General features: G+C 56.6%; 13 protein-coding genes and 1 tRNA gene. 6 read left to right on the forward strand and 8 right to left on the reverse strand.

Features of this window, described 5'->3' with window-relative positions:
• Positions 1–31: 31 nt before the first annotated feature.
• Positions 32–724 carry a GcrA family cell cycle regulator gene (locus tag GRI58_RS14445; protein WP_160754312.1) on the reverse strand — a complete coding sequence of 231 codons (693 nt, stop codon included), beginning with the start codon at positions 722–724 and terminating at the stop codon, positions 32–34.
• An 82-nt stretch (positions 725–806) separates the two neighbouring features.
• On the opposite strand from GRI58_RS14445, the gene GRI58_RS14450 reads away from it, so the two are divergent.
• Positions 807–1694: an ABC transporter permease gene (locus GRI58_RS14450; protein ID WP_160754313.1), complete on the forward strand. Its 888-nt coding sequence runs from the start codon at positions 807–809 to the stop codon at positions 1692–1694.
• A gap of 12 nt (positions 1695–1706) precedes the next feature.
• Here GRI58_RS14450 and hspQ read toward each other — a convergent pair whose 3' ends face one another.
• Positions 1707–2087, reverse strand: a complete 381-nt coding sequence (hspQ, locus tag GRI58_RS14455; RefSeq protein WP_160754342.1) for a heat shock protein HspQ — start codon at positions 2085–2087, stop codon at positions 1707–1709.
• Positions 2088–2259: 172 nt separating this feature from the next.
• Here hspQ and GRI58_RS14460 point away from each other — a divergent pair.
• Positions 2260–2349: transfer RNA gene (locus GRI58_RS14460), tRNA-Ser, on the forward strand.
• A gap of 590 nt (positions 2350–2939) precedes the next feature.
• Complete coding sequence (locus GRI58_RS14465) at positions 2940–3917, forward strand: MlaA family lipoprotein (RefSeq protein ID WP_160754314.1); 978 nt, start codon at positions 2940–2942, stop codon at positions 3915–3917.
• Between the two features lie 14 nt (positions 3918–3931).
• On the opposite strand, the gene GRI58_RS14470 is transcribed toward GRI58_RS14465, so the two are convergent.
• The 6 genes from GRI58_RS14470 to GRI58_RS14495 all read right to left on the reverse strand — a co-directional run bounded on the left by GRI58_RS14470 (position 3932) and on the right by GRI58_RS14495 (position 13141).
• The gene (locus GRI58_RS14470) at positions 3932–6049 is read right to left on the reverse strand and encodes a TonB-dependent receptor (protein ID WP_160754315.1); all 2118 of its coding nucleotides are present in this window, start codon (positions 6047–6049) and stop codon (positions 3932–3934) included.
• A gap of 151 nt (positions 6050–6200) precedes the next feature.
• Positions 6201–7133 carry a FecR family protein gene (locus tag GRI58_RS14475; protein ID WP_160754316.1) on the reverse strand — a complete coding sequence of 311 codons (933 nt, stop codon included), beginning with the start codon at positions 7131–7133 and terminating at the stop codon, positions 6201–6203.
• Positions 7130–7747, reverse strand: coding sequence for an RNA polymerase sigma factor (locus GRI58_RS14480; protein WP_337190994.1), 618 nt, complete (start codon positions 7745–7747; stop codon positions 7130–7132). The genes GRI58_RS14475 and GRI58_RS14480 overlap by 4 nt, the downstream gene beginning before the upstream one ends.
• A 549-nt stretch (positions 7748–8296) precedes the next feature.
• Positions 8297–9307, reverse strand: a complete 1011-nt coding sequence (locus tag GRI58_RS14485; protein WP_202387004.1) for a YncE family protein — start codon at positions 9305–9307, stop codon at positions 8297–8299.
• A gap of 43 nt (positions 9308–9350) precedes the next feature.
• Positions 9351–10397: an alkaline phosphatase family protein gene (locus GRI58_RS14490; protein WP_160754317.1), complete on the reverse strand. Its 1047-nt coding sequence runs from the start codon at positions 10395–10397 to the stop codon at positions 9351–9353.
• Between the two features lie 128 nt (positions 10398–10525).
• Positions 10526–13141: a TonB-dependent receptor gene (locus tag GRI58_RS14495; RefSeq protein ID WP_160754318.1), complete on the reverse strand. Its 2616-nt coding sequence runs from the start codon at positions 13139–13141 to the stop codon at positions 10526–10528.
• 329 nt (positions 13142–13470) lie between these two features.
• Between GRI58_RS14495 and GRI58_RS14500 the strand changes: the two genes are divergently transcribed.
• From GRI58_RS14500 to GRI58_RS14510, 3 genes are all read left to right on the forward strand, one after another.
• Positions 13471–14199, forward strand: coding sequence for a hypothetical protein (locus tag GRI58_RS14500; protein WP_160754319.1), 729 nt, complete (start codon positions 13471–13473; stop codon positions 14197–14199).
• 35 nt (positions 14200–14234) lie between these two features.
• Positions 14235–15014: a COG4705 family protein gene (locus tag GRI58_RS14505; protein ID WP_160754320.1), complete on the forward strand. Its 780-nt coding sequence runs from the start codon at positions 14235–14237 to the stop codon at positions 15012–15014.
• A 135-nt stretch (positions 15015–15149) separates the two neighbouring features.
• Positions 15150–15461 (forward strand): PepSY domain-containing protein, encoded by a 312-nt coding sequence (locus GRI58_RS14510; RefSeq protein ID WP_160754321.1) that lies wholly within the window; start codon positions 15150–15152, stop codon positions 15459–15461.
• The last annotated feature ends 17 nt before the right edge of the window (positions 15462–15478 follow it).

Genomic DNA, 15478 nt, shown 5'->3' on the forward strand with positions numbered 1-15478 from the left:
AGGACCTTTGTCGGCGTTATAGCCCTGGGGATCAGCGCACGCGAGGGCCGCCGAAGGGCAGCGGCGGAGGAGGACGGCGGGCGCCACGCGGCAGCTGTGCCTGATAGGCGCGCCCGCAATGCTCGATACAATAGGGAAAGCCCGGATTGACCTGCTCCCCGCAGAAGTGGAAATCCGCTTCGCCGGGATGCCCCATCGGCCACCGGCATACCTTGTCGCTGAGATCGAGCAGGCTGGTCTTGTCCGCAATCTCGGCGCTCGGTTTGGCGGGAACGAGGCGCCGGGGCGGGGCGGGCGGAATCGGTGCCTGCTGGTCGCCGGGGCCTTGACGCAGGAAGCCGCCCGGTCCGACCGAGACAATTCGCGAAACATCGGCGTTCTTGTTCGGCAGTGGTTGCGAAGGAATCGGCGTGTTCGATGCAGCCGGGCGCGGTGCGGGCGCAGCTTCCTTTGCCGGAACCGGAGTCGGTTCGGGTGCGGCAGCACGCGGCTTGGGCGGCGCCTTCTTGGGCGCTGCTGCCGGTTTCGGCGGCGACGCAGGTTTGGCATTCGCCTTGTCGTTTGCCTTGACCGGCGAAGGGCGTGATTTCAAACCGAGCCGATGGGCCTTGCCGATGACCGCATTGCGGCTGACACCGCCGAGTTCGTCGGCGATCTGGCTGGCGGTCGAGCCGCTCTCCCACATTTTCTTGAGGGTCGCTATTCGTTCGTCGGTCCAGCTCATCACGTCACTCTTCGTTATCTCGGCAAGCGCGCTTGCCTGTTCATACTTGCCAGTCGCGGTGCATCGCCCTAGTCGCGGCCCTATGGCCCAGCAAGCAAATCTCGCTGACACGCGTTCGAAGCAATCGACGCACAATGGCGCGCCTGTCCCGGACCGGTTTGCCCAACGCGGCGTCCCTGTCATAACCGGGATCAATCGCGTTGGATTGTGGAGTCTCTATATTAAGGAGGTTCGCCGGTTTCTCAAGGTCCAGACGCAGACGATCTGGGCTCCGGCGATCACCACGCTGCTGTTTCTGGTAATATTCACCGTCGCACTCGGCCGTTCGGGCCACGGGGTCTATGGCTATCCGTTCGGAGATTTCGTTGCGCCAGGCCTGATCGTGATGGGCATGATGCAGAACTCTTTCGCCAATTCGTCCTTTTCGCTGTTGGCCGGCAAGATCCAGGGGACGATCATCGACCTGCTGATGCCGCCGCTCTCGGAAGGCGAACTGATGACCGGGATCGTGGCCGCCGCCGTCACCCGCGCCCTGCTGGTCGGCTGCACGGTGGCCGCAGCGATGTGGCTTTACCCCAATGTCCATCTCCACGCGGTGGAGCCATGGGCGATCGTATGGTTCGGGCTGATGGGCGCGATCCTGCTAGCCCTGATGGGACTGCTCGCGTCAATCTGGGCAGAGAAATTCGACCACAACGCTGCCGTCACCAATTTCGTGATCGCACCGCTCTCGCTGCTGTCGGGGACGTTCTATACGATCGATCACCTGCACGGCGTGTTCCAGACCATCAGCCGCTTCAACCCGTTCTTCTACATCATTTCGGGTTTTCGCTACGGCTTCCTCGGCCAGAGCGACATCGGCAGCGCGCAGGCGATTGTGTGGGCGGCTGTCGGACTGGGCGTATTCAACGCCGCTTTCGGCTTGCTGGTCTACCGGGTGCTGCGCTCGGGCTGGAACCTCAAGAGCTGAGCCTTCCGAGCCTCAATGCGTCAGCGAGCGGCGCAGGCGATAACGCCCGTTCTCGAAGCGTTCGAACATGGAATGGACTTCCGGGTGTTCTACCGGTCCAGCGAGCGAATCCCCGACAAGGTTCTGTTGGCTGACATAGGCGAGATAGGATCCCTCCTCGCTTTCTGCGAACAAGTGGTAGAACGGCTGGTTGCGATCGGGCCGGATGTCTTCGGGAATGGATTCGTACCATTCGTCACTGTTGGCGAAAACCGGATCGATATCGAAGACGACGCCGCGAAAATCGAACATCCGATGGCGCACGACGTCGCCCGGCGCGAATTGCGTGCGCACGCTGCTCGGCGCGTCTATCGTGCGACCGGCGAGGGGAGAGAAGAACTGTGCTCGTTCCATATACGTGGGAATATGGGTGCGATAACCGATGGACTCAAGCGGGAGCGGCAAATTCATCCCCAATCTCGCGCATTTCGGGCAAGCTTTGCGCTTGGCAAGCGCGATTGGCTCGGCTAACGGCTCCGGCTCCCGATCACTTGGCTGTCAAAGGCCATGCGATGCGCCTTGATGCGGAGAGGTGGCAGAGTGGTCGAATGCGCCGCACTCGAAATGCGGTATACGGGCAACCGTATCGAGGGTTCGAATCCCTCCCTCTCCGCCAGCCACCCCCAGCACCAGTCTCCTTTTACAGGGTCTTCGCGCAACCCGGCGGAACAGGCGGAGTTGCGCAGCTTGATCGGTAACAGCCGCGCCTTTGCCTAGCCGGAATGTCCGGGATTGGGGCGCAATGCGGAAGTCTGACTGTGTCTGGCTCAATGTCCGCAACGTTGTCGTCCGGAATGGCTCCTCCGGAATGGCTCTTTCCTTATCAAAACATTGAAATGCTGCCCATCGCTCGCGGTCTTGGCGCCGTGCCTGCATCCGCTGAAATAGCTGACATTCCCGATGCTCGAACGGCTACACGAAACGTGCCGTCGGTTCATCTGCCTGAGTGAGGTGCCCAACGGCAGGACTCAGAGTTGCCTGCTGGATGACTGGACCGGCCGCTTGTTGGAGGAAACCGGCTTCGAAGGCGAAATTTTTGTAACTCCAAATGCGGAGCAGGGCGCTTGGCGGCGTCTGAAGCTAAACTGCTAAGGAGCGCTGCATGAAATTGCCCCACACTTTCCCGTTCACACCGCCACCCCGCAAAAATGGAAGTTCAAGAAATGAACGGGACTCAATTGGCCGACAAATTGAGGCGTCCGCTTAATGTTGGTAGCGATTCCTCTCGCCATTTTCCTTGAAGATAGGCTTCCCAGCTTGACGGAAAACACAGCGACGGTTTCGATTGCGTCGGTCGGACAGGCGAACTCAGGTTCAGGAGCAGTGTCCGGATCTATCGTTCAAGGCAACGAAACTGCCACAGCTACTCCGGCCAATAAATCCACTGCCAATGCCGAACCGGAAATCATCGTCACGGGGTCAACAAGCGACCGTCGGGAAGACCCTCTCTTCAAAGCGAACGAGACTTCGTTCGCTGCGGTCCAGAAGGTCGACGCGGCGGTGGTTCGACCCGTGTCGTTGGCATACAAGCATGGTTTACCAAAACCAGTCAGGAACGGGTTGCACAATTTCCTTGAAAATCTTCATCAACCAGACGTGGCGATAAATTTCCTACTGCAGTTGAAGCCGGGAAAGGCAATCGAGACGATTGCTCGCTTTGGTATCAATACGACAATCGGTATCGCCGGATTGTTCGACATCGCCAAGCGAAAGCCATTCAACCTTCCCGATCGTCCGAATGGCCTTGCCGACACGCTGGGCTATTACGGGGTCAAACCCGGCCCATTTCTTTATTTGCCCTTGCTCGGACCGACTACCGTGCGCGACCTATTCGGTCTTGCCATCGATCGATCGCTCCTGCCCTTGGCGGTTGGCTCGCCATTCACCAAACCCGCCTACAATATCGCCTCAGGCACAATTAAGGCACTCGATCACCGCATCCGGTTCGACGAACAGTTCCAGGCTCGGTCAGCCTCTGACAATCCATATGCCAGTATGCGTGCTCTCTATCTGGATTCACGGGAGCGGGAGATTGCTGCGTTACACTCGCATCATCAGAGGGAAGACAAGACCTCAAACGCAGAAACGAACATATCGGTGACCGGTACCCCATCGCAAAAATCTCCAAAGTCCGGCAAACGGAAGATGCAGTATATCCCGCCTATCTCGGTATTCCCGATATGAGTGCGGGCCATGCGTCAGTGCCGATACGATAGTGTGAGCCGAAACGTGGTGGGCGCCTGCGGTACATATTGTCGCGCAGCGAATATTCGCAGCGGGTTGCCATAAGCGAAGCTATCACCTCGGGCCCCGAACACATTGTCGAGCTTGATCGACAAGGCGAACGCGCCCCGCGTTGCTGAAATGCTCGCGGCGGCCGCGAGCGTGTTGCCCATGCCGCGATCCAGTGCCGGATCGAAGCTGAGCCGTGCAGGACCGAGATAGTTCAACCGGAAATTTGCATTCAGATCCCAGGGCCCGAACGTGACCTGCCTCGCGATTTCGAGACGCGAAGCCCAGTTAGGCACCACTGGGAGTCGGCGATCGTCCAGCAACAAACCGGTTTCGTTGCGCACGAGCAGCGCCGATTGGAGCGAGGTTCCTGCTGCAACTGACCAACCGTGACGAAGGTTCAGCTTTGTGGACAACTCCGCACCGGAGATAGCGCCGGTCCCAGCGTTGATCGTTGCGATAATCCCACCCGGCAATATACGATCGGACTGGATGCTGCTCCACCACGAATGATAAAGTTCCAGGCTGGTCGTGACCGGACCGAAACGCTGTCGCCAACCGCTTTCGAGGGTTGCGAGCTCATCTCCATCGAGCGGCACGGATGCCCCCGAAGCGTCCGAAGAGATTCCTCCCTGCCGGAACGACGAGCCATATCGAACATACGCAATACTATCGGCCCCTGCCTTGTATGCGAGCGCGACACTCGGCGTCAGCGCCCATCGTGAATGCGTATACTCGGCTGGCTGGGCGAAGGTGGTAAGCTCTTCCTTGAGGCTGTTGCGCGATGCGCGCAAGCCCAGACTGAGCTGCACTCTTGGCACCAGAATCCCGTTTACTTCTCCAAACAGCGAGGTTTCGAGCGTCGTCCGATTGATTGCGTCGATAACGGCGCTCCCATCGAATCCTTGAAGCTGTTGTGCACCACGATGGCGCGCCTGGAGATGGCTCAAACCTATCAGCCAATGGATCGGCGCCGACGAACCGGTGAGGCGCGCTTCGCTGTCCCAAACAGTATAGGTTGCAGCATCGATGAGACGCTGGGGATCGGCGACACCCAACCCCGTGGCACCCTGTGTCGCATCATAGGTGCCGTCCACCGCATGGTGGGTATAGCCGGTCGACAATGTCAGATTGATCGCGCCCTTATAGGTCAGACTAAGTGATCCATGGATTAGGTCATTATCCTGGGGCTCTGGTAATTGCACGGGCCGACTATAGCTTGCGGGCGAATAGACGTAGCTGCTGTCGCGTGAATTGAGCCACTGTGCCAACCCGCTGGCGTCCACGCGCCAACCATTGCCCGGCTCGATACCCAGAGCTGCCCTCAAACCGACGACACTCGATCGATTGGTGTCTTGCAAATTGCCCGTATCGATCCAGCCAGCGCTTTGATCGGCATAGGCCACCATTCGCACAGCAGCCGTTCCAGGTAACACGGGGAGATTTACTATTGCCGAGCCCGAGCTTGGTGCTCCGCCGTCAGCCACAAGCCCGCCTCCGAGCGAAGCTATAAACTGGGATTGCCCGAGCTCCGGCCGATTGCTGACGATGTGATAGACTCCGCCCATGGCTCCTGTGCCGTAAAGCGACCCCTGCGGCCCCTTGAGCACCTCCACCTTGCTGACATCAACCAGTCGAATATCTGGATCGGGTGCCTCATAGGTCAAACGCGTCTCGTCAAAGACGATTGCCACGGTCGACTGGCTGACGCCACCAAACGCACTGTCTGCAACGCCGCGAAGAAACAGGCGATTACGACCGGGACCTTGTCCAGCAAGCGACGCGCCGTCGACCCTGTCAGCGACGTATCCGGTGCCGTTCTGCGGCTGCACGGCATCCACCGGGGCCAGCGCGATGACCGCAACCGCGTCCGGGGTTGAACCAAGCTCAAGATCGCGTTTGGTCGCGGTGACGATTATCGGACTCGAGACTACTGATTTGATCGACTCCGTAGTGCCTGACGGCCTCGTTCGCCTGTCCGCCCTGCTCGGCGCTCGCTCGATCCGCCACGCGTTTGTGCCCACTGGTACGGCATGAAGGCCAGTATGTCGGAGCAGTCTGAACAGGGCTTCAGCCACCGACATATGCCCGTGAATAGGCGGCGTTTCGAATTTGGGAAGCGCACCCACCGAACCGATCGATGCGTCAGTTTCCCGTGCGAGAATCGCGACAGCCTCCGGCAGGCTAACGGCCGGAATATCGATCGCGACTGACTTTGTTGATTGCGCGTGGAGTTCAGGGCTCCAGATGATAGACGTTGCCGCGAGCGACAATGCGAATTGCCATAATCCTGGCGAGGTCTTTGACCGCCGACTTGCCATCTTGGATTGAAAGAGTTCCCGAAAAGCGACGCTGGGCCAGCGCCGGAGAAACATTTATGCGCAGCTGGCCGAAACGCGCAAGGTCGCTAACCACCACGGGAAGTGGCGTATCGTCATAACTAAGCCTACCTGTACGCCATTCGCCAACGGTGGCTGGCACGACCTTTGTCTCGATTGCCCGACGCGATTCCAAATCGAATCCGAACTGCTTGCCTGCTGAAAGTTTGATCGGCTCAGCCAAATTGTCGGAGGTCACTGTCAATGCGCCTTGAGCCACCGCAACGCGTGTACTCTGACCGTTCACCTGCACATCAAAGTCCGTGCCTATGTCGGAGATTTGCAGCGCGCCAGCCTTAATCGTGAGACGCCTGCCATTCACATGCGCGATTGCGAAGTAGCCAGTCCCTATAAGCTCCATGACATGATCGCCGCGCCCGCTAACGACCAGTCGACTGTCAGGCGCCAGTGTGATGTGTGAACCATCTTCAAGAGCGATCTCGCGCGGGATGGTAGTGGTTGAATAGATAGTCGGCGTCGGCGAATGCAACTGAGGAACAAGAACAAGGCCTAACAGTGATGCGGCTATCGCTGTGCCCGCCCATATCGGCCACACCCGTTTGCGCCAAGATACCTTATGTTCACGGCTTGGATCATCTTCCACGGTTGCTAGTTCGCGGTCATAAACTGTTGCCAAGGCATCGGCCATTGCCACCTGGTCATAGGCTTCTCGATGGCGTGGATTCGCTTCAAGCCAGTCAGTGAATCCGTTCCAGTCCATGTCGTCACCTTCGCTGGCAAGATGCCAGCGAACTGCTTCATCAACGATGTGTCTGGAGAATTCCTTCATCGATCCTTACCGTCAGATGGCGTTCTTGCCTCGCGTCCGTCTACTTCCTTGGACGCCGCGCCATCGAAATATCCGGAGTTGGCCAAAGCATCACGAAGATGGCGCATTGCAGCAGCGATGTGTTTTTCTACCCCGCTGCGGCTGATACCCATCAAGCTCGCTATATTTGCTTGGCTGTGACCTTCAAATCTATAGAGAACAAGTGCGCGCCGAGCGCCGGGCGGCAACTGCGCGATTGCATCGCGAAGTACTTCGACCTCCTCCTCAACCAGCAGCGCATTTTCAGCACTGGGTGAAGGATCGCTGTGCACGCTTTCAGTCGGTGCATAAGCGCCATCGTCGAGCCAGATGCGTTCTCTTCGCATACGCCGAGTTCGCTCGCGAACACGGTCGAGCACCAGATGATGCGCCATGCGAAACAGATATGCGCGGCCGTTCGCTATCGGTCCTGTAACGGTTGTCGCAGCCTTCAGCCACAGTTCTTGAAACAAGTCTTCGGCCTCATTCGAATTCCCGCAACGAGCAGTCAGGAAACGGACTAGTTCTGGGCGATGCTCGTTTAGCAGCACGGTCAGGCCACCGCGTGTTGAAGTTCCATCATCATCGGTATGCACGTTCGATTTCAAATGCTTGAAGCCAACCGTGAACTCCTAAAGCGAGCACGCTTCATCCGGCTGGTTGGGAATGTTAGCATTCGTACGATCAAGAGAGGAGCCATTGCTGAGCTGCAAGAATAGTTGAACGAACTCACCATAAGCGATCAGATTGAACTTGGTAGTCCACAATTGGTGATGCTCTGACCAATCATAATACCGTCGCTCACGATAGCTTTCCTGATAATTTTTTTGGTCTCGCGGTTCGTTCACGCGGCGAGTTATGGCACCTTCTGGGCTGCATTCTGCCTGTCCGGTTCCGGCGCCGAAGTTGAGGAAGCTGACATTCGAACGAGGCAAGGGCTCGGTGAGCAGCCGCCGACAAAGCAGACGCTAAGCATCTCCAGTTGGCCCGACAAAAGCTGAAACATGTTCTGGTGCAGACCGATGGCAACGGGACCAGAAGGCGACCGACTGGTTTCAGTGCCGCCTACTCATCCACTGCCCACTAAGGCGGACTGGTACTGCGAATCCTTTGGTTCAGTTACATGACATCGATGTTTGCTCCGTTCATCTAGCATGCTGCGGTTTCAGGATAAGGAAGTGAAAGCTTCCGGCAATCGCCTGAGGGCGCTTTCCTTGTTCGGATGGAGGATTGAACTTTGCCGTAGGCAGATAAATCATTCCTGACCTCAGATCGAGCGCGCCGGTCCTTGCACCGACCTCGGTCGAAACACTCGCCAGCTTGCGAACTTTTGCTCCGCCAAGGTCCAGCACTTCGAGCGTACCGCTCTTGCCGCACGGGATGAGCGCGAGACGGCGCACCGGATCCACCAGTACCGCGTCCGGTCCTGTACCAATTGGCACGGCCTGCTCGACCTTGTGCGTCATCACGTCGACAACTTCGGCGACGCCGTTGGCACAGGATGAGATGACGCGATCATGAGCCGCATCCAGCGCCATTCCTGTTGGCCCTTCGCAGCCAGGTAAAGCGATTGGCGTACCAGGCTTGCCGGTCGCCAGATTGACCGTCTCGATCTCGTTGCGGTCCTCATTATTGACGAACAAAGTGCGATGTGGCCCGATTACAGCATACTCGAGACCGGATTCTAGCGGGATCTCCTTCACGATCTTGGCATTCTTTAGGTCGACTTCCGTGACCTTGCCCGCGTCAGCATTCATCGTGAGCAAATAGCCGCTCGCAGGATCAATGATCGCAGCATCAGGATCAGCTGGGACCGCGATCGATGCAAGCTGTTTGCCGCTTACCACATTGATAAGCCTTACAGTTGCGTCATGACCGCTGGTTACTGCGATGTCATCAGTGCCAGCAATCGGTACGACTGCGTGACCATGATGGATCGAACCAATCATATGCACCGAATTTCCATGTGCGAGATCAACCATCGCGACCGCGTCCCCGTGCGTGACGAAAAGCCTATCGTGCACCGGATCGAAGGTTGAATAATCCCAACCCGCACCGTCGGGTAAAGCGATTGAGCCCGCATTCGCATAAGGTTGCGCCGAGGGTGCGGCGGCCACAAGACCGATACTCGCAACAGCGAGAAGAATATTGCGCATGGGAGTTTCCTTGTTTTGCGTACCCAAATTCAATCGTTTGTCGTTAGCGAGTTTGACCTGATCGGCTCACAGCGAAAAGCGGCGCCATCGTCGTCACGCCTTCATCCCCATCCGCGGCATGGCCCAGATAATGGGTAATCCCAAATGCGGCCTCGGTCGTGCGCAGAAGCGAGTAATGGTTGTAAGGCGTCGGATCCACGATTTGGCCGCTTCCATGATTTGTGATTACGATGGTGACGATGTGGCCGCCACCGAAATTCGCCTTGCTTGACAAATTGTAACCACAGCAACCCTGTACGCCGGACTTGCGTGCCTCCTTGTTGTTCTCGTCGAAAGTGACGACGATCGCGCTGTTGTCGGCACCATGCCAGAATTTCGCATGAGTGATGGCGTCCACTAGCCGCCCGATTTCCGCATCGCCACGGTGGATCAGCGCTGGCGTATTCGTTTCGAGACAATTGGCTGGCACGCTTGGTCCATCATCCACGCCTCGGCCGTGCATTTCGTTGCATTGGTTGGGAATGATATGCGCGTAATTGGGCACATTGCCTGAAGCGAGATCGGCCTTGAGCTGATCGAACCCTACGAAATGCTGTCGCAGTTCGAGGTAGCCTTCGGAATTGATGGAGTGGAAGTTCACGAAGCCGTTGTGCTTGGCGGCATAGATTTCGTAAGGCTTCCCTTTGATCGGATAGTCCGGCGTCGGCCAGCGCGGCACCAGTGAGCCGGCGGACGGTATGTCTTCCATATAGGATTTCCAGGTCAAACCTCGCGCAGCCAACTGGTCCATCAAGCTTGGCTTTGTCAGATCGTGATCTGCGTAGCCAGGCTTGTGCGAATCCTCGCAGAAATGGCTTTCCGTATCCTGACGACAGAAAAACGCATCGTCATCGTGAATGCCGAAAGTGTCGCCGCCGAGCATGGCGATGTAATTCCCCTCGCTGGAATGGACCTCGGCATAGAAGTGGCTAGCGAGGCCGTATTCGTGCGCCAGACGATGGATCACCGGTGTCCATGCCGGATGATCCATGATCTGATGATAACCCTTGTTTTCCTCCACGATCACAAAAATATGCTGGTAGCGCGGCATAGCTCGCGGCGCTGACAACGTCCGAGCTGAGGTTCGAGGGGCGGGTGGATGGGATGCCGCCGAAAGCGAACCGATCAGAAGGACTCCGGCAAGGATTTTGCCAAAACGAGCTATGCTACGCATCTCGATTATTTCCCGAAATTGAAGCGAATACCGGCCATATAGTCGGCCTGGTAATATTCACGCTGGATGGGATAGCGCGGATCGGATGACTGCGTGAATGCCAGCTTGGTGTTGGTAAGATTCTTTGCCGAGAAGAACACACTCAGCTGCTTGCTAAATGCATAGGAAATATCCGCGTCGAGCCGGAAGCGCGGCTGCGAATAGATGTCAGTCGCGCTGGAGTCTCCGACCCCGAAGATGTTCTTCGAGACATACGAAGCACCCAGATGGGCATCGACCGGTCCCTTCTCGTAGAACAGCGTGGCGTTGTAAGCGAAGTTCGACGTCTGCGGCAGGGTTCCGTAAGAGATGGCCAGTGTGGCTGGATCCTGATGAATCCCGCCGCGCGAATGGAGTGCGGTCACATTGCCGTCGAATCCGAAGCCGCTCCACCAGCCTGGCAGGAACAGGAACTGCTGACGCATTTCCAGCTCCACGCCGTAAACATGCGCCGATCCGATGTCGTTGTAGCCGATAATCGTACCTGACGAGCCACCGAAAGCTGGATCGGAAACATTGTTTATCTGCGTTTGCACGATATAATTGCTGAGCTGATCATAAAATCCAGTGATTGAGATAAGCCCTCCGGTGGGCGTGTAATATTCGGCCGCCAGATCAAAGTTATGGCCAATCGTAGGTTTGAGATTTGGGTTACCCCCGATGATGGTAGGCGTGCCGCTATTCGAAAATGACCGAGCTGCGGTAATCTGGTTGAAGCCTGGGCGAGCGATAGTGGTCGAATAGGCTCCGCGAAGCAGGAAATTCGGCGACATCTTGTACTTCAGGCTTAGATCCGGAAAGAAGTCCGAATAATTATGTGTCGCAACCGGCGAAACTCCCCCGGAGACCTGTGACGGATCGACCCGATAGGTGGCCTTGGTCGCTTCGAACCGAACGCCGCCGACAACCGACAATTGCCCGAAATTGCCGCTGTACTGCAGATAGCCGCCGTAAACGTCTTCCTTGTCGTTATAGTAGGCGTCGAGGCTCTCGATCAACGGACCTTGCGGAATCTGCTCGAACTTCGAGTAGATCGGCGTCGGGCCGATATTATATGCACCCCCATAATAGACCTGATCGCCGCCTTGACTGAAATCGGCGTAGCTGGCGCTAGGGTCGATGAAGTCGGCTTGGTATTGGTGGTTCACTCGCTTGCGTAGCCGCGCGCTGGCGCCCAACTGGATTTTGGCATCTTCGCCGAACCCGACCGGGACACCGACATTGAAAACGCCCGACCATTCATCATCGCCGACATGCGAAACGCGATTGTTGCCGCCAAATGAGGTGTAGATCGACGGATCGGTGAGATTGACTCCGCCATTGGCGTCATACGTCGGAACTGCAGGATTGATGACGTTATTGTAGGTAGCGCTGAACGTGTTCGGCGTGCTCCAACCGCCGTACATCGAATAGGGAAATTCATCGTGACCATTGGTGTAGGCGAGTTTCGCATTGATGGTGACGCCGTTGTCGAACGTCGTGCTGCCGCCCGCTTCGATCAGATCGTTGCCTAGCACCTCACGGGTCGAAATGACCACTTCCTTGGCGGTCACGCCATTGCCGGTAATGTCACCAAGACTGCTGATCGAGTTGATACTGTCGGCAAGACCATTGAGCTGATATTCGTGTTTGTAGGCGTTCTCGACATAGCCCGAATAAAGCCCACGCACATAAAATTTGGTCGAATCATTCGGCCGGAACACGAGACTGCCGGACAAGCCCTGCCGGGTACGGTGATAATCATACAGACGCGGCTGGAGATCGTCATAAAGCTTGCTGGCTACGTAGGGATCGGTGCCAGCCGGAGCAGCCGACGGATTATTGATATAATCCGCCTCTACGTCGTTGATCCCGCGCTGGTCTTGATCGTAGGCATAGGAGAGCGTCAAGCTGAAGTGGTGTGCGCCCGAGGCGGTAGTGCCCCCAAAGCCGGCGCCGACGGTGATGTTGCCCTGATAGCGGCGCGAATTGCGTAGCGTCTCGACGCCGAGTGCGCCCCCGCCCGACACCATCAGGCTCTTCTGCGGGTCGATTTCGCGCGGGAGAATGTTCACCGTACCGCCTAACCCCTCCGCATCCATTGCTGGGGTCACTGACTTGATCACTTCAAGGCCACCGAGAATACCCGCTGGAAAGGCGTCGAAGGCCACTGCGCGGCTGCCACCCTGCGGAGAAGCAGGGTTCGAGGGGGTCAGCTGCACGCCGTCATAGGTGGTCGCATTAAGGTCAGCATCAAGGCCGCGAATATTGATGAAGCGCCCCTCACCGCTATCCGATTCCATCTGGATACCGGGAATGCGTTGCAGTGCTTCGGCAGCATTTACGTCAGGGAGTGCGGTAATCTCGCTGGGCGTGCGAACATCCATGACGATCGACGCTGACTTCTTGATCTGGGCGGCCTGCTCGCGCTTGCCGGTGACGATGATCTGCCCGGCCGGTCCGGTCGTGGGTAATGCTGGTGCGGATGCAGCCGGATCGCCAACTGTCGGCGTTGGAGCTGCTCCCGTATCCTTGGCTAATGCGAGCTGGGGGCATGCGATTGCGAACACTGCCGTTGAGAGCAGCAAGCCGGTCCTGAACATTGTTTCCTCCTAGACTGAGTCGAAGGAATGGCTGGGCTTGGTCTGTGACGGATCTGTTTCAAATGCCTAAGGTGTCCAAAATGTATACTTTGATGGATCTCAATTTTCGATTTTCTCTATTTAGTTTGAGCGAAAATGAATCCCGAACTCCGGCAAATTTTTGGATTTTCTCCAAAATATCTTGGCTCATGAGAATGATAGACCCAAAACTCCGGCAAAAAGTGAAATATACCATTTGCCAAATTTTCAGCTTTTTAGGAACGAGCAAATATAACATCGATTTGTTTAACTGTCAGGTCGAAAATGACAAATAAACAGGAGAATAATCGATGAATTTTCTTTTGAAGGCGAGCGTCGCAATCATCGCGACTGCTGCTTCACTTACCGCCTGTTCGACCAAGCAATCTTCAAACAACGCAAATGCATCTACCTCGCAATCAACCGCCGCTCCAAACTCTGCGATGACATCGAGCCTCCAGCCAAGCGCAACCAATCGGTCATCCATTCTTGCGGCTGCCGAGCCTTTCGAAACATTAACCGAGCAAGCCCCTACTGCTTCCAAGACAGAATTGCTCAACTTGATTGCCAAAGCAAATCAGGCAGCGCAGACGGTTTCACCTTCACTTGATCCCCAGCATCAGGCCGACATGACAAATCACCTGAAGGCGATCTCCGGCGCTCAGACGACAAACAACAGGACTGAGATAGCGCTGGCTTCGGTGGAAGCTTACAGGACGCTTGTCGAAAGTGCAGGCGATGCCGGAAAGATTCCGCAAGCTGTCAGCCTGCTTGATTATTCAGGCTTCCGTTATCAGGCAGATCTGTCGGCCAGGCCGGTTCGCTGGTCGGATTCCGGGAACGCTGTTATGTTTGCCGAGCAGAAGTGGGCCAGCATTTCGGATCGCGTGACCGACACTACTCTCAAGTCCGAATTCTCAAAATCTCTGGAAGACATGAAGAGCGCTCAGAAGGCCAGCGACGTGAAGGCCGCCAAGGCAGCTTCGACCAAAGAGCTCGACCTCGTCGACAAGCTCGAGAGCTTCTTCTCCAAACAATAGCTTCGCCGATCCAGGCATTTCTCCGGAGGCTTCCCATGACGGCCCATCAACAGCGTTCGATGCTGAATAAAGTCCCGTACGTCACTCTCTACTTCTGGGTCATAAAGATCCTCGCCACCACAGTTGGCGAGACGGGTGCCGATTTCCTCAACATCAAATTGGGTCTTGGATTGAATCTGACGTCGGTCGTCATGACCCTCGCGTTGGCCATTGCGTTGTTCATCCAGATGGGCAGCCGCCGCTATGTGCCCTGGCAGTACTGGCTGGTTGTCGTTTTTCTGAGTATTGTCGGGACCCTCATCACCGATACCATGACCGACGAACTAGGGATCAGCCTTTATATCTCAACGACGGGGTTCACCCTGGCCCTCATCGCGACGTTTATATTCTGGTATCGAAGCGAGGGGACACTTTCGATCCATGACATTGATACGCCGCGCCGCGAAACGTTTTATTGGCTCGCGATCTTGTTCACATTCGCGTTGGGCACCGCTGGTGGAGATCTCGTCTCGGAAAAGGCAAATCTGGGCTATCTGACAGCAGGGCTGATTTTCGGTGGTCTTATCGCGCTGATTACGATCGGCTATTATGCGAAAGCACTTGGTCCAGTATTGGCGTTCTGGCTGGCCTATATCCTTACACGGCCGCTTGGTGCGTCGCTTGGCGATCTGATCACCCAGCCACATTCTAACGGCGGTATGGGAATGGGCACGATGCCGGTTAGTAGCGTATTTCTCGTCGTCATCGTGTCGCTCGTGGCCTATCTTTCCGTGTCGCGGATCGACAGTCCGATGAATCACACCAGCAAAGCTTGAACTGTTGGCTGCGGCGCAATGTTTCTGTGGCTCAGGGCATAAGTTTGCAAAATTGTATCTCATGCGCGACCGTGTCGTGATGTAGGCGCTGCTAATCGAACTCTTGTGCATCTTCGCACGATTAAGGAGTCGCAAATGAAACTGTTTTCAAAAATCGCGCTTGGCGCAGCCATCTTGGGCATGCCTCTGGCGGCTTATGCCGGAACCCAGATGCATGGCCCCAAGCCGCTGGTCAGCAAGGCACGCGCCGAGCAGATCGCGATGGCGAGGGCCCCAGGAGGCAAGATCGTCGATAGCGAGTATGAAAAGGAAGACGGCGGTTGGCGCTGGTCGTTCGACATCCGTCAAAACGGCAAGATCCACGAGATTGGCGTCGACGGCAAGACTGGTCGGATCGTCGAGAACAGCTGGGAGAACCCGGCCGCAGAAGCGAATGAGCCGGACTAGAGCGTAAAGGGGGCATC

Origin of the sequence: Qipengyuania algicida (assembly GCF_009828025.1) — a bacterium.
GTDB classification, from domain to species: Bacteria; Pseudomonadota; Alphaproteobacteria; order Sphingomonadales; family Sphingomonadaceae; genus Qipengyuania; species Qipengyuania algicida.

Coding starts and splice junctions, on each gene's coding strand:
- GRI58_RS14470 (WP_160754315.1), bottom strand. CDS start 6,049: ATGTCGGTGGCTGAAGCCCTGTTCAGACTGCTCCGACATACTGGCCTT.
- hspQ (WP_160754342.1), bottom strand. CDS start 2,087: ATGGAACGAGCACAGTTCTTCTCTCCCCTCGCCGGTCGCACGATAGAC.
- GRI58_RS14490 (WP_160754317.1), bottom strand. CDS start 10,397: ATGCCGCGCTACCAGCATATTTTTGTGATCGTGGAGGAAAACAAGGGT.
- GRI58_RS14445 (WP_160754312.1), bottom strand. CDS start 724: ATGAGCTGGACCGACGAACGAATAGCGACCCTCAAGAAAATGTGGGAG.
- GRI58_RS14510 (WP_160754321.1), top strand. CDS start 15,150: ATGAAACTGTTTTCAAAAATCGCGCTTGGCGCAGCCATCTTGGGCATG.
- GRI58_RS14485 (WP_202387004.1), bottom strand. CDS start 9,307: ATGCGCAATATTCTTCTCGCTGTTGCGAGTATCGGTCTTGTGGCCGCC.
- GRI58_RS14505 (WP_160754320.1), top strand. CDS start 14,235: ATGACGGCCCATCAACAGCGTTCGATGCTGAATAAAGTCCCGTACGTC.
- GRI58_RS14500 (WP_160754319.1), top strand. CDS start 13,471: ATGAATTTTCTTTTGAAGGCGAGCGTCGCAATCATCGCGACTGCTGCT.
- GRI58_RS14450 (WP_160754313.1), top strand. CDS start 807: ATGGCCCAGCAAGCAAATCTCGCTGACACGCGTTCGAAGCAATCGACG.
- GRI58_RS14495 (WP_160754318.1), bottom strand. CDS start 13,141: ATGTTCAGGACCGGCTTGCTGCTCTCAACGGCAGTGTTCGCAATCGCA.
- GRI58_RS14475 (WP_160754316.1), bottom strand. CDS start 7,133: ATGAAGGAATTCTCCAGACACATCGTTGATGAAGCAGTTCGCTGGCAT.
- GRI58_RS14465 (WP_160754314.1), top strand. CDS start 2,940: ATGTTGGTAGCGATTCCTCTCGCCATTTTCCTTGAAGATAGGCTTCCC.